The sequence below is a fragment of the Paraburkholderia atlantica genome, assembly GCF_000092885.1.
In the GTDB taxonomy this organism is placed as follows: Bacteria; Pseudomonadota; Gammaproteobacteria; order Burkholderiales; family Burkholderiaceae; genus Paraburkholderia; species Paraburkholderia atlantica.
On record NC_014118.1, the window covers coordinates 2,452,622 to 2,478,472 of the forward strand.

Sequence of the window (25,851 nt, forward strand, 5' to 3'; positions counted from 1 at the left end):
GCGCGGGCTCGGGACGATACGCCATGGGGCACGTTGCTGAATTCTACGGTTCGTTATTTTATAGAAAGCAAGTGAAAGCAATATGTAGGAAATTAATGAATTTCAAACACGGCAGCGCGAGGATTGCGTATTGGGTGGGGAGGCACCGGCCAGTCACTCGCAACGAAGGCGGTTAATTATCAAGAAGAACGCTTCCCTCGAACGGGGGTGCCAGTATGGAAAGACTTCACGACGGGAGCAATCATTGTCCGATTATCGTCATGACTAGCCTCGATCCTGGACGAATGTTAGTAGCATCCGCTAATAACTTTTTGGATACGTTTTTATTTCCCACACCGACTTTCATTTCCGCTACGTTACCGGGTACTTGCGGATGGAAAACTTTCTACAGCTTTGGGTCGTGGCGGGTAGGGGGCGATTGCACTGCCGCTGTCAGGCTTGCCGAATATGGGACCGGGGAGGCGCAACCCGGTCGGGCTGCGGCACTCGCACGTATCAGTTTCTGTTTTTCGTCACGAACGCAAATTTCAAATGATCTATTTTTTTGACTGGCGAGACCTTGTCGAGCCATATGTAGGCGCGCGCTGCAATTCCGATTTTAGATAATCGATACTTTTTCTCGGATGTTTGCGATCGCGATTATCTTTTGGTTCGCGCTGGGCATGATCGTCGGTGGAAACGAACGTTCGGAATCCGGCTGGTAGGTGCGGAAAGGGCTAATTGGACAAAGGCCGTCTACGTTCATCGCACTCTGACGCTAGTCGCCCAGGCTTTTCAATAACGCTCTCTTTAGCGGCGCCGCTAACCCCAACCGATTGCCAGATAACTGTCTTGTAGCTGTAAAAAGTCTGTGTTCTAATTCTGCCTAAATTTTTAGGCCGACCAGCATGCACCGATCGTGTGTGAGACCGGGTTGGCCTGACAAGCAAGTCACGGTTTCTTCTTCAAGGGCCATTACCCCTGACCAAGGTAGTGTTCATGGTCCAGCGGAAACCGCGGGGGACGAGCGCTAGAACTGCTACCAGCGCTCTATACGGTAGCCTGCCATCCGCGCAGGTTCGCCCAGCCCTGCTGTGGGTAGCCTGATTCAAAGAAAACTAAAGAAAGGCGCTCACGTTGACGACAACCCGTCAGCGGGGTTCTGCTCGCGCACAAGCTGCGAGCGTGATCCTGCGCGCTCTTCGACAGACTTTTGTACCTTGTGCCATACGCTCGCAAACGAAGCGGGCGCCAGCGTCGTTGTCCTCATAGTCAAGCATCTCCGGAGAGATCCATGTCGAACAGTTTGCAGAAATGGGTGGGGCGTAACCGTCCGCCGCGTGTCCAGATCACCTACGACGTCGAAGTCGGCGATGCGGTCGAGAAGCGTGAGCTTCCGCTCGTGGTCGGCCTGCTGGCGGACCTTTCGGGGCATCCGGCCACGCCGCTGCCCAAGCTCAAGGAGCGCCGTCTGGTCGATATCGACCGTGACAACTTCGACGAGATCATGGGCAAAATCCGCCCGCGACTCGACCTTTCCGTGCCGGACACGATGAAGGGCGAAGGCAATATCAAGGTCGAGTTGAAGTTCGAAAAGTTCGAGGACTTCCACCCGGAAAGCATCGTGAATCAGGTGCCGCGCCTTGCGAAGCTGCTCGAAGCGCGTCAGCAACTGCGTGATCTGCTCGCCAAACTCGACGGCAACGACGAACTCGATTCGATGCTCGAGCGCATCGTGCAGAGCAGCGAAGAACTCAAGAAAGTTCAAAGCCAGGCTCAAGCCAGCAACGCACCCGCGGCCGAGGCTGCAGGTGACGCACCGGCTGAATAAGCCACGACTGGCGTAACTGGCATAACGGGCGAAACCCAAACCGCCCAGTAGTGGGCGCAATGAACTTTCAAAGGTGATTCACATGGAAAGCACTAATGCAGCCGGCGCAGCCGGTAGCGAAGCCCAGACCCTCGACGCCTCGGCAGGCGCCGAGCTGAGTCTGCTCGAGCGCATCGTTCACGAAGGCAACATGGCCGTCGAGCCCTCGCAGAGCGGCTACGCGAAGCAACTGATCGGCCAGCTCGCGTCACAGATCCTCGACGAAGGCATGCGCACGAGCCCGGACAAGAGCGTCGTCGCGATGATCAATGAGCGCGTCGCCGAGATCGACAAGCTGCTCTCGGATCAGCTCAACGCGATCATGCACGACGAAGCGTTCCAGACGCTCGAAGCGTCGTGGACCGGCCTGCACGACATGGTCTATGGCACGGAAACGGGCCCGCGCCTGAAGCTGCGTCTCCTGAACGTGACGAAGAAGGACCTGCTCAAGGACCTCGAAACCGCAGTCGATCACGACATGAGCGCGCTGTTCAAGAAGGTCTACGAAGAGGAATACGGCACGTTCGGTGGCCATCCGTTCTCGATGCTGATTGGCGACTATTCGTTCGGTCGTCATCCGCAGGACATCGCCCTGCTGGAGCGCATCTCGAAGGTAGCCGCTGCGGCGCATGCCCCGTTCATTGCGGCGGCGGCCCCGAGCCTGTTCGACCTGAAGTCGTTCACGGACCTCGGTGTGACGCGCGACCTCTCGAAGACCTTTGAAAGTGCCGAACTTGCCGGCTGGCGCTCCTTCCGCGACTCGGAAGATTCGCGCTATGTGTCGCTCGTGCTGCCTTCGTACGCTGCGCGCCTGCCGTATGGCGCGAAGACGAAACCCGTCGAGAACTTCAACTTCGAAGAAGATGTCGACGGCAGCGATCACAGCAAGTACCTGTGGGCCAACTCCGCCTATCAGCTCGGCCTGCGCATTACCGACGCATTCGCGAAGTACAGCTGGGCGACCTCCATTCGCGGCGTCGAAGGCGGCGGCAAGGTGGAGAACATGGTCGCGCACGCGTACAAGACCGACGAGGGCGATGTCGTCCTCAAATGCCCGACGGAAGTGACGATCACCGACCGTCGCGAGAAAGAGCTGAATGACCTTGGCTTTATCGCGCTCGTGAACTCGAAGGGATCGAACTTCGCGACGTTCTTCGGCGGTCAGACGACCAACCGCCCGAAGCTGTACAACAAGGACGCAGCCAACGCTAACTCGCAGCTTTCGGCGCGCTTGCCGTACGTTCTCGCAGCCTCACGCTTCGCGCACTATCTGAAGGTGATGATGCGCGACAAGGTGGGCAGCTTCCAGTCGCGCGGCGATGTCGAGGCGTATCTGAACAACTGGATTGCGGACTACGTGTTGATCAATCCGTCGGCTTCGCACGAACAGAAGGCGCGCTTCCCGCTCGGCGAGGCACGCGTGGACGTGACGGAGGTGCAGGGCAAGCCAGGCGCGTATCGCGCGACCTGCTTCCTGAAGCCCCATTTCCAGATGGAAGAACTGACGGCGTCGATCCGTCTCGTCGCGGAACTGCCGGCAGCGGCGGCCTGATGATCGTGTGTGCGGCGCAAGCCGCACGCACGAGATGAATTGATCACCTATTGAGAAGAGACAGCTATGGATACCGTTCTGCTGCAGATAAAGGACATCAAGGGTAATTCGACACTGGAGGGCGCGAGCGAACATATCGTCCTGTATTCGTACTCGCTCGGCGTCACGATGCAGATGAACAACGACGTGGGCCGCACGGAACGTACGCTCGGTCGTCCGAACTTCATCGAATTTAACGTCAACAAGGCAACCGACCAGTCCACGCCGGCGCTTTACGCAGCTTGCGCCGGGGGCACGAAGCTCGGGGAAGCCAAGATTTCGATCGGGCGCAACGAAAACAGCAAGTTCATGCCGCTGATCGAGTACACGCTCAGCGACGCCATGATCTCGGCGATCACGACTTCGGGCTCCGGCGAATCGCAGGATAACGTGACGATCAACTTCTCGAAGATCACGACCACATACACGCAGCAAAACGTCGACTCGACGAAGAAGGGTACCGCGTCGTTCGGCTGGGATCTGGCCGCGAACAAGCCTATTACGGTGTCGGCTTCCTGATCCTCAACTGCGCACCGCCGGCGGAGTCTGGAGCTTTTCGGTCGGTGACACCCGGAGCTTTCGCTTGATGCCCGCAATCGTAATCGGTTCACCGATGCCATTGTTCGATCGCCTCGCCGCCAGCGGCGAGGCGCAGCTTGCCGGCGAAGACGGGCTGCGGGCGTCGATCGCGCGTGAACTCACGCGACTGCTCAATACACGCTCTCGTTTGACGTTCGACGAATTTGCCGAAAGCGACGGGAGCGTGATCGATTACGGCGTGCCCGATTTTTCGCACCGGTCGCTGCATTCGGGACCGGACCGTGATCTGATAGCCGCAGCGATCGGGCGGGCTATTTCGCTGTTCGAGCCGCGCCTCGCCAATGTCGAGGTTGCGTTTGCCTTCTCCGCTGCGCACGCGCAGCGGGCAATTCTGACCATCAGTGCTCAAATGCGTGCTGGCCAAAGCGTCACGCACGTGGCATTCGAGCTGGCCGCCAACGGCCATACGCTCGTCGCGGCGTGAGGTAAGCACTCAAGCTCACATGCCGGCCGACGACATCCTCCAATACTACAAACGCGAGCTTTCGTACCTGCGTCTGCAAGGTGCGGAGTTCGCGCGTCGCTACCCGAAAATCGCTTCGCGTCTCGCGCTGCACGGCACCGAGTCGCTCGACCCGCATACTGAGCGTCTCGTCGAGGCGACCGCATTTCTCGCCGCGCGCGTGCATCGCGATCTCGACCAGGAGTTCCCGCAGGTCGCTTCAGCGTTGCTCGAGAACGTGTGCCCGACGCTCGTGCAACCCGTACCGTCGATGACGGTCGCGCAGTTCGACCTCGATCCGAGCCAGGGCAAGGTGACGGCCGGTTTTGCCGTGCCGCGTCACACGGGCCTGCAGGCCCGCACGGAAACGGGCGACGCGTGTCGCTTTCGCACGGCGTGGGATACGGTGCTGTGGCCGATTGGCATCCGCCATGCGGCGTTCGGCGAAGACGCCACGCTGCGTCTCACGCTGGAATGCGCAGAGGGTGTCGACTTCGCAGAGCTGGAGATCAGGCAACTTCGCCTGCACCTCCACGGCGACTGGATGGTGACGATGCCGCTCTACGAACTGCTGGTGTCGGGTGTAACGGACGTCTCGGTGCGACCGGAAGGCGCAAGGGCGCCGTCGTTGTTGCCCGCGCGCGCGTGGCGCGAAGTGGGCTATGGCGAAGCGGACGACGTGCTACCGCGCCCACGCCACGCGCAGCCGGCGTATGCGCTGATGCAGGAATACTTCGCGTTTCCGCGCAAGTTTCATTTTTTCGATCTGCACCATCTCGAAGGACGGCTCGGCAAGGGACGCCGTTGCGAGATCGTGCTGCACCTGAACCGCACTCCGCGTGGTCTCGGCATGCTGCACGCGGGGCATTTCCAGCTCGGCTGCGCGCCCGTCATCAACCTGTTCTCGCAGACGAGCGAGCCGATCGTCGTGGATCACCGTCACTATGAGTACCGCCTCGTTGCGGACCAGCGGCGCGAGTCGATCACGGAGATTCACTCGATCGAGTCCGTCGTCGCGTCGCATCCGACTCTTGGGGCCGAGGCGGCGGTGCCGTGCTTTTCGGCCATCGATCACGTCGAGGCCGATGGCGACACCGTGTTCTGGTCCGCGCGCCGGGAGCATAGCCTGCGAGAGAACGTGCAGGGCACGGACATGTTCCTGAGTTTCGTCGATTCGGCCAACGTGCTAGCCGATCCCGGCGCACCCGTGATCTACGCGAACGTGCTGTGCACGAATCGCCGTCTTGCCGAACAGGTGCCAGTAGGCGCTCGCATGCTGATCGAGAAGGTCTCGCAGAACGTGCGCGTGCGCTGCCTTTACGAGCCGACCGCTCAGCGCAGCCCTGCACTCGGCAGCGAAACGCTATGGCGGCTGATCTCGCTGCTCACGCTCAACTATCAGTCGCTCGTGAGCGGCGCGACGGGCCGCGCGCAGTTGCAGGAAATGCTGCGGCTGTTCGCCTCCGACAGCACGCGCGAGCAGGACCAGATTCGCGGCATCCGCAGCGTGGAGGCCCGCAGCGCGACCGCGCATGTCGGCAGCGACGCATGGCGCGGCTATTGCCGCGGCACCGAGGTCGCCGTCGAGTTCGATCCCGAGACCTTCGTGGGCGGCTCGCCGTTGCTGCTGGGGGCCGTGCTCGCGCGCTTCTTCGCGATGTACACGTCGGTCAATTCCTTTGTACGGCTGGTGGTGCGCCGTGGAGACGAGATATGGAAGCAATGGGAGCCGATGACAGGCTGCCAGCAGCTGCTCTGATCGCGCGTCTCAAGGCGAATCCGCAGCGCTTTGATCTGTTCCAGGCGATCAGTCTGCTGGAGCGAGCCGCGCCGTGGGCGCGTGCGCTCGGCCGTGGCAATGGGCTGGGCGAGGCGGTCCGCCTCACCGGCCACGTGTCGCTTGCATTCGAGCCGAGCGACGTCCACAGCGTGCGCGAGAAGACGTCGGCGCAACAGGACGGCATGCCCTCTGACACCAGTGTGTCGTACGCGCCGCGTGCAACCTGGACGCTGTCCACGCCCGTGCTTACGCTCGCGGGCGCCAACGGCCCGCTGCCAATGGCGTACACCGAACTCGTGCTGGAGCGCCGCGCGCAGCGCGACACGGCGACGGCGGACCTGCTCGACATCTTCAATCACCGCTTTCTGTCGTTCCTGTATCGCAGTCGCAAGAAGCACTCGCCGGGGCTCAATTGGCGCTCGCCACACGCGAGCGCGATCGCGGCCTCTCTCGACGCGCTCAGCAATCTGGGCCTGCGCGACGGCATGCGCGGCCCGCGTGACGCGCGGCTGTGGTTGCGCCACGCAGGGCTGCTGAGCGCCGCGCCACGCTCGATGACGGGACTCGTCGCGATGCTTGCCGACCGCCTCGGGCTCGAAGTGCGCGGCGCGCAATTCGTCGGCGGCTGGCGCGAGGTCGACCGCGCCGACTCGCTGCGCCTCGGGCGCGCGGGGGCTGCGCGGCTCACCGGTGTGGCCGTGCTGGGGCGCCGCACGTGGGACCAGGCGAGCGGCATCTGCCTCGAGTTTCCCGGCCTGACCAGGGCGCGCTTCGAGGCGCTTTTGCCCGGCGGCGCCGATCACGCGCTCGCCGCGTGGCTCGTTCGCGCGTATCTGCAGCAGGATTTCGACGTGCAGTTCGTGCTGCATCTCGCGTCGCAAACCACCGCCTGCGAAGTCGGTGGCCCGCGCGCGTCCCGCCTCGGCTGGACGACGTGGCTGGGCGGCTCGCGCCATACCACTCACGCACCGGCACCGGTACGCCTCGCGCTGAGCGAGGCCGCCGCGCCCGCGCCGAAGGTTCACTAAGGAATCCGCGCATGGATATCGATATTCGCACGCTGTTGAGCCGCCTGAATCCGGAATGCAAGCTCGCGATGGAACAGGCCGCGCAGCTGTGCGTGCGACAGACGCATTACAACGTCGACGTCGAGCATCTGCTGCTCACGCTGCTCGAATCCGATGCGCCGGACCTCAAGGCCATTCTTGCGCACTTCGCCGTCAAGCCCGAAACGCTGAGCGCGCAGCTGCAGAAGACGGTTGATGGATTCAAGCGCGGCAATGGCCGCACGCCGGCGCTTTCGCCGAACTTTTCGCCGCTCTTCCAGGAAGCGTGGCTGCTCAGCTCGATGCTGCTCGGCGAGCAGCAGATCCGCTCGGGCACGCTCGTTCTCGCGCTGCTCGAAGTCGATACTCTGCGCGGCATGCTGCTCGAATCGGCCCCCGCACTGCTCAACTTCCCGCGCGCGGCCCTGCGCGACCGGCTCGCGGCGATTCTCGCGGGCTCGTCCGAAGATGCGGGCGGCTCGCACATGCCCGGCCAGGACTCCGAAGCGGCGCAGCCTGGCGCGGCGTCCGCGTCTGCATCGTCTGCGGCGCGAGAGACGGGTGCGATGCCGAACATCGCGGGCGGCGCTGGCGGAAGCGGCCGCAAGTCGGCGCTGGAGTTGTATACCGTCGACATGACCGGCCTCGCGCGCGAAGGCAAGATCGATCCGATTCGCGGACGCGACGCTGAAATCCGCCAGTTGATCGACGTGCTGCTGCGCCGCCGCCAGAACAACCCGATCCTCACGGGCGAAGCGGGCGTGGGCAAAACAGCCGTGGTCGAGGGTTTCGCCCAGCGCATCGTGCAGGGCGACGTGCCGCCCGCGCTCGTCAACGTGTCGGTGCGCTCGCTCGATCTTGCGCTGCTGCAGGCAGGCGCGGGCGTGAAGGGCGAGTTCGAGAACCGGCTCAAGTCGGTGATTGCGGAGGTGAAGGCGTCGCCGGTGCCGGTCATCCTGTTCATCGACGAGGCGCATCAGCTGATCGGCGCGGGCGGCAGCGAGGGCCAGGGCGACGCAGCCAACCTGCTCAAGCCGGCGCTCGCGCGCGGCGAGCTGCGCACGATCGCCGCGACCACGTGGGCCGAATACAAGAAATACGTGGAACGCGATCCAGCGCTCGCGCGGCGCTTCCAGGTGGTCAAGGTCGAGGAGCCGAGCGAGGCCGTCGCGATCGACATGCTTCGCGGCATGGTGCAGAAACTCGAAGAGCACCACGGCGTGGAAATCCTCGACGACGCGGTGCGCGACGCCGTGAAGCTGTCGCATCGTTACATCTCCGGGCGCCAGTTGCCGGATAAGGCGATCAGCGTGCTCGACACGGCGTGCGCCCGCGTGGCGATCGGCCAAAGCGGCACGCCCGAGGAAATCGAGGCGCTTGGCCGCACGATCGAAGCGGCCGAGCGCCAGCTTCGCATCCTGCGCCACGAGGCGGCCACGGGGGCCGATCGTGCTGACGCCATCGCTGTGACTACGAAGCAGCTCGACGACGCGCGCGCGCAGCGCTCGCGCCTCACCGACAAGCTCGCCACCGAAAAGCGCGCAGTGGAGGAGATCCTCGCGTGGCGCAAGAAGATTCGCGGCTATCTGTCGGACCCGGACAGCGCGGCCGATGGCGAGGATGCGGCATCGCTCGCGGTGAATCTCTCGCGCCTCGAAAAAGGCCTTGAAGCCATGCAGAACGACGAGCCGATGGTGCCCGTATGCGTGGACTCGGAGACGGTCGCCCAGGTCATTTCGGGCTGGACCGGCATCCCCGTTGGCCGCATGCTCGCCGACGAGCTGCACACCGTGCTGTATCTCCAGGACAAGCTTGCCGAGCGCGTAGTCGGCCAGGACGAAGCGCTCGACGCGATCGCGCGGCGCGTGCGAACGTTCCGCGCCGATCTCGACGATCCGGGCAAGCCGGTGGGTGTGTTCCTGCTCGTCGGGCCGAGCGGCGTGGGCAAGACCGAGACAGCGTGCGCGCTCGCGGACATGCTGTACGGCGGCGAGCGCAACATGATCACCGTGAACATGTCGGAGTTTCAGGAGGCGCACAGCGTGTCCGGGCTCAAGGGCGCGCCGCCGGGATATGTCGGCTACGGACGTGGCGGCGTGCTCACCGAGGCCGTGCGCCGCCGTCCGTATAGCGTCGTGCTGCTCGATGAAATGGAGAAGGCGCACCCCGACGTGCTGGAGCTGTTCTTCCAGGTGTTCGACAAGGGCGTGATGGAAGACGGCGAAGGCGTGCCGATCGACTTCAAGAACACGCTCATTCTGCTGACCTCGAACGCCGCGCAGGATGTCATTACCGAAGCGAGCCGGGGCGGCCGCCGCCCGCCGCCCGACGAGTTGATCGAGAAGCTGCGCCCGGCGCTGCTGCGGCAGTTCAGCCCGGCTTTTCTGGGGCGGCTCGTGCTCGTGCCTTACTACCACCTCGGCGACGCGCAGATCAACGCGATTGTGAACCTGAAGCTCGAACGGCTCGCGCAGCGCTTCGAGCGCAATCATCACGCTGGCCTCACGTGGGACGATGACGTGGCCACGCTGATCGCGCAGCGCTGCAAAGAAGTGGATAGCGGCGCGCGCAATGTGGACCACATCCTCACGCAGTCCGTGCTGCCGGAGCTCGCGCGCCAGGTCCTCGAGCGCATTTCGATTTCCGAACCATTTGGCGGCGTGCATCTCGCGCTGAGTCCGACCGGCGCGATCGAGTTCCGCTTCCTCTCCAGCGAGGAGGCGTAAGCGCATGTCGACGCCCAGCCAGTCGAACTGGTTTGCATCGGTCTCGACGCCGTTCGGCGCGGACGTGCTATTGCTCGACGGTTTTGGAGGCCATGAAGCGATCTCGGAGCTATTCAGCTTCGATCTGCGGATGCGTTCGACGAACAAGGCGCTCGCTCCCGACGAGATCGTCGGCAAAAGCGTGACGGTGACGCTCAAGGACCAGAGCGGTGTCGCAAGGTATTTCAACGGCATCGTGACGCGCTTCGCACATGCGGGAGCGGACGCGCAGCACGGCTTCTATTCGGCGGAGCTTGCGCCGCGCCTATGGTTGCTCACGCTCGGGCGGGACCGCGTGATCTGGCAGAACCAGTCGGCGCTCGACATCATCAAGAGTGTGCTGGGCACGTTCGGCGTCACCTTCGAGGACCGCACGAAGAGCAGCAGCGCCTATGGCGTGCGCGAATACTGCGTTCAGTACGATGAAAGCGCCTTTCACTTCATCTCGCGGCTGATGGAAGAGGAAGGTATTTTCTATTTCTTCACGTTCGCGGACGGTGCGCACACGATGGTGCTCGCCGACGACCCTTCCGCTCACGACGCAACTCCGGCCGGCAACCTGTATTTCGACGCCGACGCGAATACCGCCAGCAGCGCGAAGCGACTCGATTCGTTCGCGATGGCGCGGGGCGTCATACCCGGCGAGCACATCGTCAGCGACTACGACTACACCAAGCCGGCGACGATGATTTCATCGTCGAAGGGTTCGTCGAGCTTGCCGACCGGCGCGCGTTATACGTTTCCCGGCCGTGTGGCCACGGCCGGGCAGGCGACCCATCTATCGACCACTCAACTCGAAGCGCACAACGTCACGCAGCAGGTGGGGCAGGGCGCCAGCGGGTACTACGGCCTCGCCGCCGGCACCACGTTCACGCTCGGCGGGCATCCGGACAGTTCGCTCAACGTGAGCTATGTCGCGCGCTCGGTGCGGCATACGGCTTCGAATAACGCCTACAGCAACGAATTCGAGGTATTTCCTGTCACCGTGCCGTATCGCGCGCCGCTCGCGACGCCCCGGCCGCTCGTGGCGGGCACGCACACGGCGAAAGTAGTCGGCTCGACCGATGAGGAAATCTGGACCGACGCGCAAGGCCGTATCAAGGTCAAGTTCCACTGGGATCGCACAGAAGAGGCCGACCAGAACAGCTCCTGCTGGGTGCGCGTGGCGCAGTCGGTGGCCGGGCCGGGCTGGGGGCACCTGTTCCTGCCGCGTGTGGGGCAGGAAGTCGTCGTGAGCTATGTGGATGGAGATCCGGACCGGCCGCTCGTCACCGGGTGTGTCTACAACGGAGAGAACGCGACGCCCGTCACGCTGCCGGCGAACCAGACGCAGAGCGTGATGCGTTCCCGCTCGTCGAAGAAAGGCACGGCTGGCAACGAGATTCGCATGGAGGACAAGCTCGATTCGGAACAGCTGTACTTCCACGCGCAGAAGGACATGACAGTCGAGATCGAGAACGCTCTTTCGACCACCGTGAAGGCCGGCGACGAAACGCACACCGTGACGCAGGGCAATCGCACGATCTCGGTGAGCAAGGGCAACGAGTCGCACACCGTGAAGGGCACACGCACGCTCGACGTAACAGACGACGAAACGCACACGAACCACGCGAAGTTCACGCACAGCGTGACGGGCGATCACGCGCATACGGTCAACGGCAATTACACGCTGAAGGTGGGTGGCAATCTGGTAATCGAGGTGACCGGCTCGGTGAGTATCAAGGCCGGCTCGTCGTTCGCGAGTGAAGCCGGCACCACGCACTCGAGCAAGGCCACGACCACGCTGAGCACCGAGGGCATGACGGTTTCGCACAAGGCGTCGGCGCAGCAGACGGTCGACGGCGGCGGCCAGCTCGCGCTCAAGGGCGGCATTGTCCAGCTCAATTGAGGAACGCCATGTCCGCACCTATGCCTGCTACCGCCGCGTTGTCCGTCGCCGGGTCCGCCGAGGCCGTGCAGCCGACGGTGGTCGAGACGCACGATGACACGGGCCGCATCGTGAGCCGCACGGAACTCGTCAACGGTGTGCCGCACGGCGAGAGCGTGCAGTACGCCCCGAACGGAGGTGCGCTGCTGCGCGCGAGCTACGCGTTCGGCCTGCTCGACGGCATGTTGCGCACGTTCGACGCGCAGGGGCGCCCCGTGCAGGAAGCGCAGTACCGCATGGGCCAGCTCGATGGCGCAATGTCGGTGTATCAGGACGGGCGCCTCGCGGGCAGGCAGCAATACGTGGCAGGCGTGCTGCACGGCGAGAGCACGACGTACGCACCCTCCGGTCTCGTCACGTCGCGCATGACCTACGAGGCTGGCAAGCTCGAACGTGATGCGCTCTTCCTGCATGACGGTGTGGTGATACGACGCGCGCGCTTTGCGAAAGGCAGGCTCGAAGGCGAGACGCGCGAGTATGCCGCCGACGGCACGCTCGCGCAGAGCCTGCCGTACCAGGCGGACCTGCTGCACGGCACTGCGCGCCGTTACGCACCCGACGGGACCGCGACACACGAGCGCGTCTATCGCCAGGGCAAGCCGCAAGGCGACTGGCGAGCGCTCGACGCATCCGTGCCAAACGGCGACGCCGCGCGTGGGCCGCGCATCGTCAAGCAACTGGAAAAGTGGGTGAGAGGGTAGACATGGGAATTCAGGTGACTTCGGGCGCAACGCTCCAGTGCAGCTTCGGCGCCGCGCCTGCGACGCTGCAGGTGTTGCCGCTCAACCGCGTGATGGCGGGTGCGCCGGCGGCGAACATCATGGACTCCAAGCCGCTCGTCAACATCATGCCGTTCGGGCAATGCAGCTCGATGGCCAATCCCATGGTGGCCGCTGCCACGGCCGCGGCATTGGGCGCGCTCACGCCGATGCCATGCGTGCCCGCGACGGTCGCGCCGTGGGCGCCGGGCTCGCCGACGGTCACGATCGGCGCGATGCCTGCGCTACAGAACTCCTCGAAGCTGATGTGTATGTGGGCCGGCGTCATCCAGGTCGTCGCGCCCGCGCAATTCACCACGCTAACCGCCTGAGGGCGAGACAGATATGCAATACGTTTTTTCGATGACTTCGCGCATGGTGACGATCGCCGTGAGTTGCGCGCTCCTGCTATGCGTGCTGCTGTTCCTGCTCGGTATGGAGATCGGCGCTCGCATGAGCCGCCCGCCCGCGCAGAGCGCCGCGCCCGTCGCCGTTTCCGTCGCGCCGCAGTCCGGCGCAGCCGCCCAGTCTTCGCTCGACACCGGCGATATGGCCGCTGCACCCGCACCCGCTTCTTCGACTCCTTGAGACCGCCAATTCCATGTCGTCTTTCTTTTCCGCTTTTCTGCCCAATGACGTGCGCGGCTCGCGAACCGCGCTCCAGATGGGCGCCCTGTGGCGCAGGATCGGCGCATCGCTCGCTGGCGCCGCGCTTGCCGTCGCAGCAGGTACCGCCGCTGCGACGCCGGCGAGCCCCAGCGCGCCCGTCGTCGCGAACGCAATCGCGGCTCCGGCCCCGGCCAGTGCGCCCGTCACCACGTCGACCGGTCTCGTCCAGATGCCGGACGGCCGCCTGCTCACGCCCGAGTTCGCACGCATCATCGGCCGCGGCGAACTGGTGGTTGCAGTGCTGAGCGTGGACCAGCCGCCGTTCTTCGAGGAACGCAACGGCAAGCTCGAAGGTCTCGACATCGATCTCGCGCGCGATATGGCGAACAAGCTCCACGTGAAGGTGCGCTTCAACCGCGACGCGCATACCTTCGACGACGTCGTGAGCCTGCTCGCGCGTGGGCAGGCCGACATCGCGGTGAGCAAACTTTCGCGCACGCTCACGCGTGCGACGGTGATCGCATTCAGCTCGCCTTATCTGCGCCTGAATCGCGCGCTGCTGCTCAACCGCGTGAAGTTCGCGCAACTCGCGCACGGCCGCTCGGTGCCCGAGGTCGTGCGCTCGTTCGACAGCACTATCGGCGTAGTGGCGAACTCGTCGTACGCAGGCTACGTCGTGAACAATTTCCCGCATGCACAGGTACGCAGCTATCCGACCTGGGACGACGTACTCAAGGCGCTCAACGCGGGGGAAGTCACGGCCGCCTATCGCGACGAATTCGAAGTCAAGCGCGTGCTCAAGGTCGATCCGACCGCTTCGCTGCGCCTGCGTGTAGTGACGCTGCAGGATCTGGAAGACACCCTCGCGATCGGCGTGAACGTGAACGATCCAGCCCTGCTTTCGTTCGTCAACCAGTTTCTCGCCGAGCGCAGCGTCAAGCTCGACGTGAGCGCGGTTCTCCAGGCCGCGGACCACTAATCCAAAACTCTGCGAAAACAGCACGAGAGAGACCACCATGAATTCCAGCAGGATTTACGCATTCGTTCTCAACCCTTGGGTGGTGATCGGCAGTCTCGCGCTTGGCGGCGCGTTTGGCCTGTTTCTGCCGGACCTGGCGCAAAAGCTCGGCTTCATCGGCGATATTTATGTCGACCTGCTGAAGATGACGACATTGCCGTTCATGATCTCCGCAGTGATTTTCAGCCTGCAGAGGCTCTTTCGCGATGGCGGCACGTCGCGGCTGCTCATGCGCGTGATCTCGGTGTTCCTCGGCGCATCGGCAACGGTCGCCGTGGTCGGTGCGATCGTGCTGCTCGTCATGCACCCGGGCGCCAATATCTCGACGGCGACGATGCAGACCTTCGGCCTGATGGTCGGTAACGACACTTCAACAAGCGACACGGTCATGAACCTGTATGGCGCCGACCTCCCGGCCAAGTCGCTGAATTTGTCCGACGTGCTCGCGAGCCTTGTACCCACCAACATCTTCGCGGCGCTCGCCAACGGCGATGCGCTGAAGGCGCTCGTGTTCGCGCTGCTGTTCGGCCTGGCAGTGGGCCGCGTGCCGGAGCGCATCTCGGTGGGCCTGAGCCAGTCGCTCGAAACCATCTATCACGCATGCCAGAAGCTCATGCACTGGCTCAGCTACCCGCTGCCGCTGATTCTTTTTTGCATGAGCGCGGCGCAGCTCGGCAAGTCGGGTGTGGGGCCCCTGCATGCAATGCTGCAGTTCGTGCTGGCTTTCTTCGTCGCGTCGGCGCTGCTGCTGGTGCTCGCGGCCGTCATCATCTGGAAGCGCTCGAGCCATAGCCTTGGCAAAACCCTCGACGCGCTGCGCGCGCCGTTCGCGCTCGCGCTCGCCACGCGCAACAGTGCGGCCTGCATGCCGAGCATGATCGAGAGCCTCGCGGACGGACTGGGTTTCGCGCGCTCGCGCGTCGAGCTGCTCGTGCCGCTCACGATCTCGCTGTTGCGCGTGGGACCGATGGTCTATTACGTGTGCGCGACGCTCTTCATCGCGCAGCTCTACGGGCATTCGCTCGGGCTGGTCGAGGTGGTGACGGTGCTGCTCGCCTCGGTGCTCGCGGGCTTCGCGTCGGCGGGCATGACGGGTCTCGTGACCGTCTCTCTCGTGGGCATGACTTGCGCGTATCTGCGCCTGCCGTTCGAGGCCGCGTTCATCCTGTTTCTCGCCGTCGATCCGATTTGCGACATGCTCCGCACACTCGTGCTCGTGATCGGCAATGCGGCGGCTGTTTCTGTGATCTGCCCGCGTCCGCTCAAGATCTAGGAGCCTCTGATGGCAATGATCGGCATTCTTGGCGGCATGGGACCGCTTGCGACCGTCGACTTCATGGACAAGATCGTGCGCCTGACCCATGCGAACAGCGACCAGGAGCATCTGCCGCTGCTGGTGGCGAACCTGCCGCACATCGAGGACCGCTCGAGCGCGATCATCGACGGCGGCGCCGATCCGTTGCCGGCGCTGCTCGACGGCATCGATCTGCTGAACCGGAACGGCGTGGGGCTGATTGCGATTCCGTGCAACTCGGCACATCACTGGTACGAGCCGATGCGCGCGCGCAGCAAGGCGCCGGTTCTGCACATCGCGCAGACGTGCGTGGCGGCCGTGCCGCGCGCAGCGCGCCGCGTGGCGTTGCTCGCCACCGGCGGCGCGCTCGTTTCGGGCTTCTACCAGCAGGCGCTCGCCGATCTCGACATCGAGCCCGTGCTGCCAGACGAATCGATGCAGTTGCGCGTCGCGGCGTGCATCCGCGAGGTGAAGGCGGGCAAGCTCGATGCGGCCGGCGCCCACCTCGAAGACGTGCTGATCGCGCTCGCGAGCCAGGGTGTGGGCACGGCGCTCATGGCCTGCACCGAGATTCCGCTGGCAGCGCGGCACATCGCGTCGCCTCCGCTCATCCTCGTCGACAGCTCGCTCGAACTCGCGCGCGCCACTGTGAAGTACGCGTGCGAGCGCGGCTGGAACCGTCCCGCATGAAAGCACTGCATATGCTCTCGCAGAGCACGCTCGGACTGATCGTCTGCCTCGCGGCGGGCGGGCTGTGCGGCGTGTTCGCCGAGCCGGCCGGCGCGGCCGCGTACTTCGTCGGGCAACTGTATCTGTCTGTCGTCAACATGGCGGCGATTCCGCTGCTGGTCGTCGCGACGTTTTTTGGGCTGCGCCAGGTGATCGCGCTGCCGCGTCCGCGCACACGGGTGGGCACCATCATGCTGCTCGCGTTCGCCCTCGTGGTGTTGAGCGGGATCGGCGGCACGCTGATCGGCGTGCTCGCCATGCCCGGTCAGCATCTGTCAGCCGAGGCGCATGCGCATCTCGGCGAACTCGTGCGCAATAGCGCGAGCGCGGACGAAGTGCGGGTCGCGCTGTTCGACCGCGGCGCGGGCAGCGCCAGCGCCGGGTCGGGCCTGATCGGTGTCGACGATATCTTTCCTGACAACTTTTATCGCGTGCTGGCGCAGGGGCATTCGCTCGGCATTCTGACCGGCACGATCCTGTTCGGCCTGGCGTTCGCGGCGCTCTCGCGCGAGCAGACGCGCATGCTGAGCAGCGTGTTCGAAGGCGTCTACCGTGCGCTGGAAACCATCATTGCGCAGGCGAACCTGCTGATTCCGGTGCTGGTGTTCGGCGTTGCCGCGCATCTCACGTCGCATACGCAAGGGGTGACGCTCGAAGCGATGAGCAGCTTCCTGCTGTGCTTCGCGCTCTCGGCTGTCGCGCTCGCCATCCTCGCGCTCGCGACCATCGCGGCGCGCGCCAGGCAGCCGCTGCTGCAGGTGCTGAGCGGCCTGAAGGCGCCGCTGCTGATCGGCCTGACCTCGGGTAGTGCGACCGCGCCGATCCCGCACACGATCGAGGCGATGAGTGAGCGCCTTGGTTTCAGCCGCGGAGTAGCGGAACTCGTGGTGCCGTTCGGCTCGGTGTTCGTGCGCGCGGGCTCGGCGCTCTATTACGCGCTAGCGACGGTATTCGTCGCCAATCTCTACGAGCGGCCGCTCGGAGCTGGCGAAATCGCGCTCGTGTGTGCCGCGGCAGTCGTGGCGGCCTTCGTTTCGGCGGGGCAGAGCGGTGTGGCCGCCGTAGGGTACACGGGCGTGGTGCTGTCGATGCTGCATCTGCCTACCGAGGCGGCAGCCGTGCTGTTCGTGTCCGTGGATCTGATCTGCGAAGGGCCGCGCAACGTGCTGAGCCTGCTTTCGGTTTGCACGGTGATCGCACTGGTGTCGGCCGGACTGCCCTCCGAGCGTCAGGTAGCCGTGCAGGTGCAAGGCGGCGCGGCGGGGTTGAGCCCCGTGCTGCGCTTCACGTTCACGCGCGGGCAACTCGCGCTGGCGGCGGGCTGCGCGGTGATGGTGGCCTCGCTGATATTGCTGATGGGAATTGGAGTAGGAGCGAGATGAAGAAGGTGGGATTGCGTTTGCGCGCACGGCTCGCGCGCGGTGCGGCCGCATTGCTGGCGGCCTCGGCGGTCGCGCTGGCGGTCGGCGGCTGCAGCATGCTCGGCTTGAGCGGCGAGAAGGCGAAATGGTCGCAAGTGACCTTCACCGCCAGTGACGACGTCAACAACAACAGCCCCGTTGCCGTAGATGTCGTGCTCGTCAGCGACGCCGCGATGCTCGCGCGGCTCGCCGAGATGCCGGCGTCGAAATGGTTCACGGCGCGCGACGACCTCGTGAAAACGTATCCGAAGAACCTGCGCTATCGAAGCTGGGAAATCGTGCCGGGCCTGCATCTGGACGTGAGCGGCGACGCATTCGCGGGCTCGCGTGTGGCGGGCGCGTTCGTGTTCGCCAACTATCAGGACCCGGGCGCCCATCGCGCGCGGATCGAGCATTTCAGCGGCCATATGGTGGTGCAGCTGGACAGCAACAACCTTACCGTCGTGGATTCGAAATGATGCATGACCGCAATATGGCAGTACCCGAGCGGATTGAGTGGTTCGAGGGCATGTTGCTCTCGCCCCAGCATTTTCAGCAGATGGCCTCGCGCACCGATGCGCTCGTGGCGTGGCAGACGCTCGCGGCGGCGCCGTTCAGCTGGGGCGTGCGACGCCTCGTGTTCGACAACGGGCTGCTGCCCGCAGGGCTGCTGCGCGTGCTGGAACTCGACGCGATCCTGCCCGATGGCACGGCCGTCACCTACCATGCGCAGGCCGCGGGCGCGGAGCGGCTGGAATTGTCGCTGGAGCCGTTCGCCGACGCGCTTTCGAACGGGCCGCTCGACTTCTATCTCGTGCTGCCCGGCGCATCGACGATGCGGCGAGCGGCGCAGGTCAGGCGCTTTCGCTCGACGTCCGTCGCGCCCGTGGAGGACCTGGTGTCCGACGCGCCGCCCGCCGACATTGCGCGCCTCGTCCCAAACCTTGCGCTGGCGGCGGGCGAGTTGCCATCGGCGATGCACGTGTGGCTGCGGCTTGGTTCGCTGTACAAGGACAACGAAGTCGTGCGGCTAGGCGAACACCAGCCGCCGCTTCTCGAAGTCGCCCGTGACAATCCTTTGTGGACGAGCGTGGCCTCGCTGCTGGGTCAGTTGCGTGGCAAAGCAGCATTCGTCGCGCGGCAGACCGCGAATCCTTCGTCGCGGGTTGACGATCGTCTTACACAGCTGGAGCTGAAGGACCGCTTGCGCAGTCTGCTGAGCGCGCTGCCGCTTGCCGAAGCGGTGCTGCGCACGCCGCATCTGCATCCGCTTGCGCTGTATCACGCGCTTGCCGCACTCAACGGTTCGCTCGCCATGCTCAAGCCCGGTGGACTACCGCCCGTGCCGCCCGACTACGATCACGGCGATCCGCTGTCGGTGTTCACGCCGCTGCTGCGCTCGCTGCGCGAGTCGATGTCGGAGGTGAACGAGGAGCATCGCGAGCACAAGTTCGAATTCCGCCATGGTGCGTTCGAAATCACGCTGCATCCGGACTGGATCGGCGAACGGCTCGTCGTGGGCCTGCGCGGCCAGTCCGATCGCGACCTGCTCGCGTGGATGGACGGCGCGGTGATCGGCTCGCAGTCGGTCTATGCCTCGCTGCGCAGCCGCCGGGTGCTCGGCGCGGCCCGGCGCGGCATTGACTATGCGGAAGATCTCGGTTTGCGCTCAGGCTCGGGCTACCTGCTGTTCGAGGTGACGGCGGAGGCCGCGCTCGTGCTCGCGAGCGAAACGCTTGTCATCGGTAACCCCAACGAAGGAACAAGCGCGCAGCGACCGCAGGAAATGCTGCTGTTCGTGAAGGGATGATGCAAGCAACGATGAACGCAATGAAGACGTTAAACGCGAAGGCACGCTGAGCATGGCACGCATCCGACCAGAAGCAGAAGAAGACGATCTCGTGACGGAGCAGTTCCGCACCTTCCTCGACGAGCTGATGATGGCTCAGGCGCGCTTCTCCGAACTGCCCGACGCAGACCCGGATCTCGCCGCGCAGGGATTGAGCCGGCACCTGCTGAACCTGCTGGAGATCCAGACGCTGCAATCGCGGCGTGACAGCACGCGCTTCGAAATGGAGATCGTCGCGGACGCGCGCTACCTGAAGGCCGTGCTCGCCGATGAAATCCTGCTGAATACGCCGTGGGCCGGACGCGAGCGCTGGACCGCGTATCTGCTCGAATCGACGCTGTTTCGCACCAACGTGGCGGGTGACCTGGTGTTCCGCCGCATCGAGCAACTGCTGTCCGAGCGCGAAACATCGCGCCGCAGCATCGCACGCCTTTATCTGTTCTCGCTCGCCATGGGCTTCCAGGGCCGCTTTCGCGGCGCGGACGCCGCCGAGCGCCTGCGCAGCTACCGGGAGGAACTCTACGAGTTCGTCTATCAGCGCCGCGCCGATCTGGGCGGCCGCGACCGCGTGCTTTCCGAGATCGCCTATGCGAACACGCTCTCGCATGTCGCGCCGCGCAAGCTGCCGACCGTGAGCCGCTGGGCGATGATTTTTATGCTGGTAGCCGTGTCGCTGCTGGCGATTTCCGAGGTGCTCTGGCTGTGGCAGTCGTGGCCCGTGCGCGAAGCCCTGCACGCCGACCCCGTGACGGGGGTGAGCCGATGAATCCGAACCATGTGATGCTCGCGCGTTCAATGACGTCGTCGAATCTGTTTTTCGTGGGGGCGCGTTCATGCTGACGAGCAACCTGTTCCTGCTTTCCATCGCGGTGCTTACGCTCGTTGCGTGCGCGGTGCTCGGCGCGGTGATTTACTTCGCGTTGCATGGCTCGCACACGAAGCCCAGCGCGGAACGCAAGATCGTGCGCCTGCGCTCGGACTCGCTGCGTAGCGCCTTCCGCCAGGCCGTTGAACTCATCGAAGGCAACATCGCCACGCGCGCCGAGCGCTACAACATTCCGTGGATCATGATCCTCAACGAGGGCGACGATCCGCGTCCGCTGCCAATCGCCCAGGCGGGCGTGGCGAGCGTCCTCGGCGCCGACGCGGCGAGCCCCGCGGCCACGCAGGGCATCTCGTGGCACTTCTTCGATCGCGGCATCGTGGTGGACATCAAGGCGGCCTATCTGGGCTCGCCAGACGATGATGGCGACGGTAAGCCATGGGACGAATTTCTGAGCCTGTGCCGCAATTATCGCCAGCAGCGTCCGTTCGACTCGGTGGTCATCACGGTGCCGGCCGCTACTCTGCTGGCTGACGATACCGACGCACGCCTCGAGCTCGTACGCCACGCGAAGCTCGCGCACCGCCGCCTGTGGCTCGCGCAGAATCGCTTTGCGATGCGCTTTGCCGTGTACGTGGTGGTGACCGGCTGCGAGTCGTTACCGGGCTTCGCGACGTTCGCTCGCGCGCTGCCCGAGCCGCTGCGCGCGAGCATGCTCGGCTGGTCTTCGCCTTACGATCTCTCGACCACCTACCAGCCAGGCTGGGTCGGCACGGCGATGAACAGCATCATGCGCTCGGTCTCGGACGCGAGCGCCGAGTTGTTCGCGCTCGATTCCTCGCACCTCGATGCGCGCCAGTTCCTGCAACTGCCCTCGCGCATCGACGCGATGCGCGCTCAGCTTCAGCTTTACGTCGACGAGCTGCTGCGCGCGAGCGCGTATCACGAGCCGTTCTTCTTCCGCGGCATTTACCTGACCGGAGATGCGAGCGAATTCGCGCAGTGGAGCGTGACGCAGGCCACCAAGCCGACGGTGGAGGGTGACGCACTGTCCGCGCTCGAAGCGCCCTCCGGCGAGTCGCACGACGCGCTGACGGCGTATGCGGGGAGCGGCTCTCTCCATGCAGCGGAAAATATGCACAGCGCGGAGATGGGCGACGGCCGGCGCGAGCCTGGCGGCCAGTTCAACGATCTGATGCTGCAGCCGGCATTCCTGCGCGATCTGTTCGAGAAAAAGATCTTCCTCGAATACGGCCTCACGCGGCCTTCCCGTTCGCAGCACCTCACGCGTCCCGTGCTCAACCGCGCCCTACGCTGGGGCGGCATTGCTCTGCTGGGAGGCTGGGGGCTCGGGCTCGTCATCGCGACGGTGCAGCTTAGTCATCGCAACGGCGAGCTGGTCGCGGCACTTGGCGCCCTGCGGCGCGACTCGGCTGAGCGAGCGAACGCCGCGCAGCAAGGCCAGGATCTGCCCGCCGACTGGTATCGCCGCAAGGCGCTCGCGTTGATCGCGATGAACCAGAACCTCAGGACGAGCAGCGGCTGGACGATCTTCATGCCGGGCTCGTGGGGCTTCGTCGATGACCTGAACGCACGCGTGAAGGATCGCTTCGAGCGCGAGTTCGGCGAGATCGCCGTCGCCGCACTGGAGCGCGAAATGTACGCGCACGTTAGCCAGCTCACGGGCGTGGGGCGCGATCCAAGCTCGGGTCAGCTCATCATCGGCGACGACTGCACGGCGCCCGATGCTGGCCGCGTCGGCGCGCCGCTCGGTCTTGCGGTCGACGATCTGCCGCAGATGCACGCCCTCCAGCTCTATGTGCACAACGTCGATCAGCTCGACGCCGCGCTGCAGGCGCTACAGCGATTGCAGCAACCCGCGCCCGACAACGCGGACTCGTTGCGGCTCGTGGTGCGCTACGCGCTCGGCGCGGACCTTCAGGGCAACGTGGCGGGCAGCGTGCCTTACTTCTACCGCGATCAGGACCGCCGCAGCGTAACCGGCAACGGTACGGCCGGCGTCAATCTCGCGGCCGTGCAGCAGGCGCTGCGCTGCACGCTCGACAAGGGCGCGCAGCAACTCGACGCCGCCATGTTCACGGGCAATCCACTGCTGGTCGCGGAGCGCTCCATCTCCGATCGACTGGGTAGCCTCACCGTAGCCGACTCGGGCGCAGGCGACTTTACGAAGCTCACGGACGGCTATCGCGCGGTGGTGGCAGGGATCGACACGCAGCGCGACCTGCTCGCTTCGGGTAAAGGCGGGTGGATTCACCAGACGCAATTCACCCCGGGGCCGACGTACGACCGCACGCTCGCGCACGTGGCGCAGAGCCGCCTGCTCGGCGCTGACCTCGCGGCGCAGATTCGCCACCGCGACGACAGCGCTTTCCAGGCCTTCCGCAGCGAGTTTGCGCTGCGCTTTGGCAGTGCGGACAGCGGCATCGTCTGGATCGACAAGGACGCGCGCTACAGCATCTCGCCGGCCCGGGCCGCATTGCGCGACGGCTTGTCGGGGCTGTTGAGTCAACCGTTCATGATCGCGCCGCGCAACCGCGAATTGCCCACCCTTACCGACGGCTCGACGATCGTGTGGGACCGCGCACAGCTCGACCAGGCGCTCGCGTTGGGCGACGTGCGCAAGCGTTTCCTCGCCGAGGGTCTTGCGAATCTGCCGGCGGCGGCGCGCCCCGGCATCGAGACCGCACTCGATCTCCAGTTCGCGCGTCTGATTCTCGACCAGACCGCGGCGGCCGCAAACGTGACCACGGCGCCGGCCGACCTCGACAGCGCAGCGTTCGAGGCGGCGCGCGCGCGACTCACGCGTATCGACGCGCTGCTGACTGAGCTTCACGCGAACGCGCAACTGGAGGATATCGACACGCTCGTGTCGAACGACGCCATGGCGCACCTGCGCCGCGTGGACGACGCGCTCACGCAATCCGAGCTGTACGCGACGCGCCAGGACGTGAGTGCCGACAGTGCGCACAACTCGCGCTCGCCGATTCTCGCGGCGTTCGGCGTGGCCGATGCGGCCGCGCTCGCGCCGTATCTCGACCAGCAGTCGTCGCGTGCGCTGATGCTCGGCAAACAGGCTTCGGTGTATCTCGCCGCGCTCGATCCGAGCGGCGCCGCTTCGCCGCTCGCGCAGCGCTGGCAGGCGATCAACCGCGACCTGGAGCGCTATCGCCTGAAGAACCCGAACAGCAGCCTGTTGCGTCTCGAACAATTCGCGCTCTCGGTGGCGGCCGATCCCGGGCCGGCGGGCTGCATGTCGAAGTTCACCGGCCGGCCCACCACGAACGGCGGTGATGACTACTTCGCCACGCTGCACGCACGGCTGTACGATCGCCTGCTCGCGCGTTGCAGCCAGGGTTATGTGTTCGACATGCGTCGGCAGTGGGGCAATTTCGCCACGGCGTTCAACGAGAGCGTGGCAGGGCGCATGCCGTTCGACAACGGCGACATGCTGCGCGTGGCCACGCGTAATAGCGGCATGCCGGGGGTGGCCGACTTCGGCGAACTGGGGCAGGTGCTCAAGCGCTACGAGCCGGTCTCGGAGACGTTCCATGCGTCGGGTGCGGGTGCCTCGTCGGCGATGACGAACTACAAGGTGCGCCAGTTCATCGAGAACTTCGACCAGGTGAAGACGCTGCTCGCGCCGCTCTATCCGTCCGACGATGGAGCGGCCACCGGCTACGACGTGAACGTCGAGTTTCGCGCGAACCGGAACGGCGAAGTCGCGGCGAACCAGATAATCGACTGGACGCTCACCATCGGCTCGCAAAGCCTGTCGATGAATGAAGCGCCACACGCGCTGCACTGGGACTTCGGCACGCCCGTCTCGCTCGTGCTGCGCTTCGCGAAGGACTCGCCGCTGGCGGCGGCAGAGGACGCACAGCAGCGCGCCTACTCGACGGATGGGCGCACGCTCACCTGGCAGTTCTCCGATCCGTGGGCGCTCATCACGTTCATCAATCGCCAGCGCGCGGCCGACGCCAGCGGCCGCGGCGAACGCGCTTCGCAACTGCTGAAAATCGAGTTCCCGCTGGGCACGGCGAACCCCGCCGACCTTTCGTTATTGCCGAAGCAGGCCCATGGGCGCGTGTATTTGCGCATCGCGCTGATGCCCGCCGGCAAGAAGACACCGCTGCCGTGGCCCGGCAGCTTCCCGGTGCGCGCGCCGGAATGGAGCGCACTATGAAACAGGCATTTCCCATGGATGTCGAGCTGGGCCTTCACGTGGATTTTGACGCGTTGTTGGCGCCCGTTCCCGATAGTGAAGACGGCGCAGGCGTTTCGCTGCGCTACGACCCGGTGTACCAGCAGATCCGCGAAGCGCGCCACCAGGACGATGCGAGTGTGCCAATGGGCGAATGGGAGCGCCCGCTCGTCAAGGCCGACTGGAAGCGCGTCGCGGCGCTGAGCAGCGACGCTCTCGCGACGCGCAGCAAGGACTTTCAGCTCGCCGCGTGGCTGTGCGAGGCATGGACGAATTTGCATGGTGTCGAAGGCCTGATGACTGGGACACGCTTGCTGACGGCACTCGTCGAGCGTTACTGGTCGAGCGCATGGCCGATGCTCGAAGCCGGCGATGCCGATGCACGCGTAGCGCCGTTCGTCTGGCTCAATGACACGCTGGCTCTCGTGCTGACGCTGCACGTGCCGTTACTTGTCATCGACGAGCGCGAGCCGGCGCAGGTCAACCTCGACGAGTGGCAGCGTGTCGTGCTGGACGGCGGCGATGCCGGGGCGGCGAACCTCACACGCGATCTACTCGACAAGCACGTGAAGAGGGGGCGCAACCTTCCTGCGCTCGTATCGCTTCATCGACAACTGGAACTGGCGCGAGCGGCGTGGGGGAATTTCGGGCATCTGCTCGATGAATTGCTGCTAGACGACTCGCCGCATCTTGGCCGGGTCGATGACGTTCTGATGCGTCTGACACGCGCCGTGAGCAGCCTGTGCGGTTCTCAGGCGCTATCCGCCGCGCCGCAGACAATCGCGGCGGACGACGCCGGCGAAAACTCCGCGCGTGCGTCAAGCGCGGCTACACACCTCGCATCGATGGAAAACGCCATGAGCCATGCCACGCTGGAATTACCGTCGCCGATCGCTGCTATCAGGTCTTCGCCCGCGAGAGTGGAAAGCCGCGCGCAGGCCTATGACTTGATCGAACTCGTGGCCAGTTACCTGGCCGAGCACGAGCCGCATAGCCCGACTCCGTATTTGCTGCGACGCGCGGTGTCATGGGGTGCGATGTCTCTACCGGAGCTGATGCGCGAGGTCTTGCGCACAGAAGGGGATACCTCACGATTCTTTGCGATGCTCGGACTCGAATAACGGATTCATTTTGAATTTTCCGAACACA

General features: G+C 64.8%; 20 protein-coding genes. All 20 read left to right on the plus strand.

From position 1 onward, the window contains the following. Positions 1 to 1,273 precede the first annotated feature (1,273 nt). The 20 genes from tssB to tssA all read left to right on the plus strand — a co-directional run bounded on the left by tssB (position 1,274) and on the right by tssA (position 25,823). Entirely contained in the window at positions 1,274 to 1,810 is a 537-nt protein-coding gene (tssB, locus tag BC1002_RS26970) for a type VI secretion system contractile sheath small subunit (RefSeq protein WP_013093163.1), read from the plus strand. Positions 1,811 to 1,892: 82 nt separating this feature from the next. Then, on the plus strand, positions 1,893 to 3,401 hold the full coding sequence (tssC, locus tag BC1002_RS26975) for a type VI secretion system contractile sheath large subunit (RefSeq protein WP_013093164.1): 1,509 nt from the start codon (positions 1,893 to 1,895) through the stop codon (positions 3,399 to 3,401). Between the two features lie 66 nt (positions 3,402 to 3,467). Continuing rightward, positions 3,468 to 3,959, plus strand: coding sequence for an Hcp family type VI secretion system effector (locus tag BC1002_RS26980; RefSeq protein WP_013093165.1), 492 nt, complete (start codon positions 3,468 to 3,470; stop codon positions 3,957 to 3,959). A 67-nt stretch (positions 3,960 to 4,026) separates the two neighbouring features. Further along, positions 4,027 to 4,464: a type VI secretion system baseplate subunit TssE gene (gene tssE / locus BC1002_RS26985; RefSeq protein WP_013093166.1), complete on the plus strand. Its 438-nt coding sequence runs from the start codon at positions 4,027 to 4,029 to the stop codon at positions 4,462 to 4,464. Positions 4,465 to 4,483: 19 nt separating this feature from the next. Then, positions 4,484 to 6,241: a type VI secretion system baseplate subunit TssF gene (tssF, locus tag BC1002_RS26990; protein WP_013093167.1), complete on the plus strand. Its 1,758-nt coding sequence runs from the start codon at positions 4,484 to 4,486 to the stop codon at positions 6,239 to 6,241. After that, positions 6,196 to 7,290 (plus strand): type VI secretion system baseplate subunit TssG, encoded by a 1,095-nt coding sequence (tssG, locus tag BC1002_RS26995; protein ID WP_013093168.1) that lies wholly within the window; start codon positions 6,196 to 6,198, stop codon positions 7,288 to 7,290. The genes tssF and tssG overlap by 46 nt, the downstream gene beginning before the upstream one ends. 11 nt (positions 7,291 to 7,301) lie before the next feature. Next, positions 7,302 to 10,034, plus strand: a complete 2,733-nt coding sequence (gene tssH / locus BC1002_RS27000; protein ID WP_013093169.1) for a type VI secretion system ATPase TssH — start codon at positions 7,302 to 7,304, stop codon at positions 10,032 to 10,034. Between the two features lie 4 nt (positions 10,035 to 10,038). Further along, positions 10,039 to 11,961 carry a type VI secretion system tip protein TssI/VgrG gene (tssI, locus tag BC1002_RS27005; RefSeq protein ID WP_013093170.1) on the plus strand — a complete coding sequence of 641 codons (1,923 nt, stop codon included), beginning with the start codon at positions 10,039 to 10,041 and terminating at the stop codon, positions 11,959 to 11,961. Positions 11,962 to 11,969: 8 nt separating this feature from the next. After that, positions 11,970 to 12,701 (plus strand): toxin-antitoxin system YwqK family antitoxin, encoded by a 732-nt coding sequence (locus BC1002_RS27010; RefSeq protein WP_013093171.1) that lies wholly within the window; start codon positions 11,970 to 11,972, stop codon positions 12,699 to 12,701. Positions 12,702 to 12,703: 2 nt separating this feature from the next. Then, entirely contained in the window at positions 12,704 to 13,090 is a 387-nt protein-coding gene (locus BC1002_RS27015; protein WP_013093172.1) for a DUF4280 domain-containing protein, read from the plus strand. Positions 13,091 to 13,103: 13 nt separating this feature from the next. Continuing rightward, on the plus strand, positions 13,104 to 13,346 hold the full coding sequence (locus tag BC1002_RS27020) for a hypothetical protein (RefSeq protein WP_013093173.1): 243 nt from the start codon (positions 13,104 to 13,106) through the stop codon (positions 13,344 to 13,346). 13 nt (positions 13,347 to 13,359) lie between these two features. Beyond that, a complete protein-coding gene (locus BC1002_RS27025; protein ID WP_013093174.1) occupies positions 13,360 to 14,346 on the plus strand; it encodes a substrate-binding periplasmic protein in 987 nt (328 codons plus the stop codon). A gap of 37 nt (positions 14,347 to 14,383) precedes the next feature. Then, positions 14,384 to 15,658: a dicarboxylate/amino acid:cation symporter gene (locus tag BC1002_RS27030; RefSeq protein ID WP_013093175.1), complete on the plus strand. Its 1,275-nt coding sequence runs from the start codon at positions 14,384 to 14,386 to the stop codon at positions 15,656 to 15,658. A 9-nt stretch (positions 15,659 to 15,667) separates the two neighbouring features. Further along, positions 15,668 to 16,369 (plus strand): cysteate racemase, encoded by a 702-nt coding sequence (gene cuyB / locus BC1002_RS27035; protein ID WP_013093176.1) that lies wholly within the window; start codon positions 15,668 to 15,670, stop codon positions 16,367 to 16,369. Continuing rightward, the gene (locus BC1002_RS27040; protein WP_013093177.1) at positions 16,366 to 17,790 is read left to right on the plus strand and encodes a dicarboxylate/amino acid:cation symporter; all 1,425 of its coding nucleotides are present in this window, start codon (positions 16,366 to 16,368) and stop codon (positions 17,788 to 17,790) included. The genes cuyB and BC1002_RS27040 overlap by 4 nt, the downstream gene beginning before the upstream one ends. Continuing rightward, entirely contained in the window at positions 17,787 to 18,287 is a 501-nt protein-coding gene (locus tag BC1002_RS27045) for a hypothetical protein (RefSeq protein ID WP_013093178.1), read from the plus strand. The genes BC1002_RS27040 and BC1002_RS27045 overlap by 4 nt, the downstream gene beginning before the upstream one ends. Continuing rightward, positions 18,284 to 19,618, plus strand: a complete 1,335-nt coding sequence (tssK, locus tag BC1002_RS27050; protein WP_013093179.1) for a type VI secretion system baseplate subunit TssK — start codon at positions 18,284 to 18,286, stop codon at positions 19,616 to 19,618. Before BC1002_RS27045 ends, tssK begins: the two co-directional genes overlap by 4 nt. A gap of 52 nt (positions 19,619 to 19,670) precedes the next feature. Beyond that, complete coding sequence (locus tag BC1002_RS27055; RefSeq protein WP_013093180.1) at positions 19,671 to 20,423, plus strand: DotU family type IV/VI secretion system protein; 753 nt, start codon at positions 19,671 to 19,673, stop codon at positions 20,421 to 20,423. Between the two features lie 67 nt (positions 20,424 to 20,490). Then, positions 20,491 to 24,684 (plus strand): type VI secretion system protein, encoded by a 4,194-nt coding sequence (locus BC1002_RS27060; RefSeq protein ID WP_013093181.1) that lies wholly within the window; start codon positions 20,491 to 20,493, stop codon positions 24,682 to 24,684. After that, positions 24,681 to 25,823, plus strand: coding sequence for a type VI secretion system protein TssA (tssA, locus tag BC1002_RS27065; RefSeq protein ID WP_013093182.1), 1,143 nt, complete (start codon positions 24,681 to 24,683; stop codon positions 25,821 to 25,823). Before BC1002_RS27060 ends, tssA begins: the two co-directional genes overlap by 4 nt. Positions 25,824 to 25,851 lie beyond the last annotated feature (28 nt).

What these genes read in the sequence shown, in the direction of transcription:
- BC1002_RS27040 (WP_013093177.1), top strand. Translation starts at nt 16,366, where the DNA reads ATGAAAGCACTGCATATGCTCTCGCAGAGCACGCTCGGACTGATCGTC.
- BC1002_RS27055 (WP_013093180.1), top strand. Translation starts at nt 19,671, where the DNA reads ATGGCACGCATCCGACCAGAAGCAGAAGAAGACGATCTCGTGACGGAG.
- tssA (WP_013093182.1), top strand. Translation starts at nt 24,681, where the DNA reads ATGAAACAGGCATTTCCCATGGATGTCGAGCTGGGCCTTCACGTGGAT.
- cuyB (WP_013093176.1), top strand. Translation starts at nt 15,668, where the DNA reads ATGGCAATGATCGGCATTCTTGGCGGCATGGGACCGCTTGCGACCGTC.
- tssF (WP_013093167.1), top strand. Translation starts at nt 4,484, where the DNA reads ATGCCGGCCGACGACATCCTCCAATACTACAAACGCGAGCTTTCGTAC.
- tssE (WP_013093166.1), top strand. Translation starts at nt 4,027, where the DNA reads ATGCCCGCAATCGTAATCGGTTCACCGATGCCATTGTTCGATCGCCTC.
- tssH (WP_013093169.1), top strand. Translation starts at nt 7,302, where the DNA reads ATGGATATCGATATTCGCACGCTGTTGAGCCGCCTGAATCCGGAATGC.
- BC1002_RS27060 (WP_013093181.1), top strand. Translation starts at nt 20,491, where the DNA reads ATGCTGACGAGCAACCTGTTCCTGCTTTCCATCGCGGTGCTTACGCTC.
- BC1002_RS27010 (WP_013093171.1), top strand. Translation starts at nt 11,970, where the DNA reads ATGTCCGCACCTATGCCTGCTACCGCCGCGTTGTCCGTCGCCGGGTCC.
- BC1002_RS27020 (WP_013093173.1), top strand. Translation starts at nt 13,104, where the DNA reads ATGCAATACGTTTTTTCGATGACTTCGCGCATGGTGACGATCGCCGTG.
- tssC (WP_013093164.1), top strand. Translation starts at nt 1,893, where the DNA reads ATGGAAAGCACTAATGCAGCCGGCGCAGCCGGTAGCGAAGCCCAGACC.
- tssK (WP_013093179.1), top strand. Translation starts at nt 18,284, where the DNA reads ATGATGCATGACCGCAATATGGCAGTACCCGAGCGGATTGAGTGGTTC.
- tssI (WP_013093170.1), top strand. Translation starts at nt 10,039, where the DNA reads ATGTCGACGCCCAGCCAGTCGAACTGGTTTGCATCGGTCTCGACGCCG.
- BC1002_RS27045 (WP_013093178.1), top strand. Translation starts at nt 17,787, where the DNA reads ATGAAGAAGGTGGGATTGCGTTTGCGCGCACGGCTCGCGCGCGGTGCG.
- BC1002_RS27025 (WP_013093174.1), top strand. Translation starts at nt 13,360, where the DNA reads ATGTCGTCTTTCTTTTCCGCTTTTCTGCCCAATGACGTGCGCGGCTCG.
- BC1002_RS26980 (WP_013093165.1), top strand. Translation starts at nt 3,468, where the DNA reads ATGGATACCGTTCTGCTGCAGATAAAGGACATCAAGGGTAATTCGACA.
- tssB (WP_013093163.1), top strand. Translation starts at nt 1,274, where the DNA reads ATGTCGAACAGTTTGCAGAAATGGGTGGGGCGTAACCGTCCGCCGCGT.
- BC1002_RS27015 (WP_013093172.1), top strand. Translation starts at nt 12,704, where the DNA reads ATGGGAATTCAGGTGACTTCGGGCGCAACGCTCCAGTGCAGCTTCGGC.
- BC1002_RS27030 (WP_013093175.1), top strand. Translation starts at nt 14,384, where the DNA reads ATGAATTCCAGCAGGATTTACGCATTCGTTCTCAACCCTTGGGTGGTG.
- tssG (WP_013093168.1), top strand. Translation starts at nt 6,196, where the DNA reads ATGGAAGCAATGGGAGCCGATGACAGGCTGCCAGCAGCTGCTCTGATC.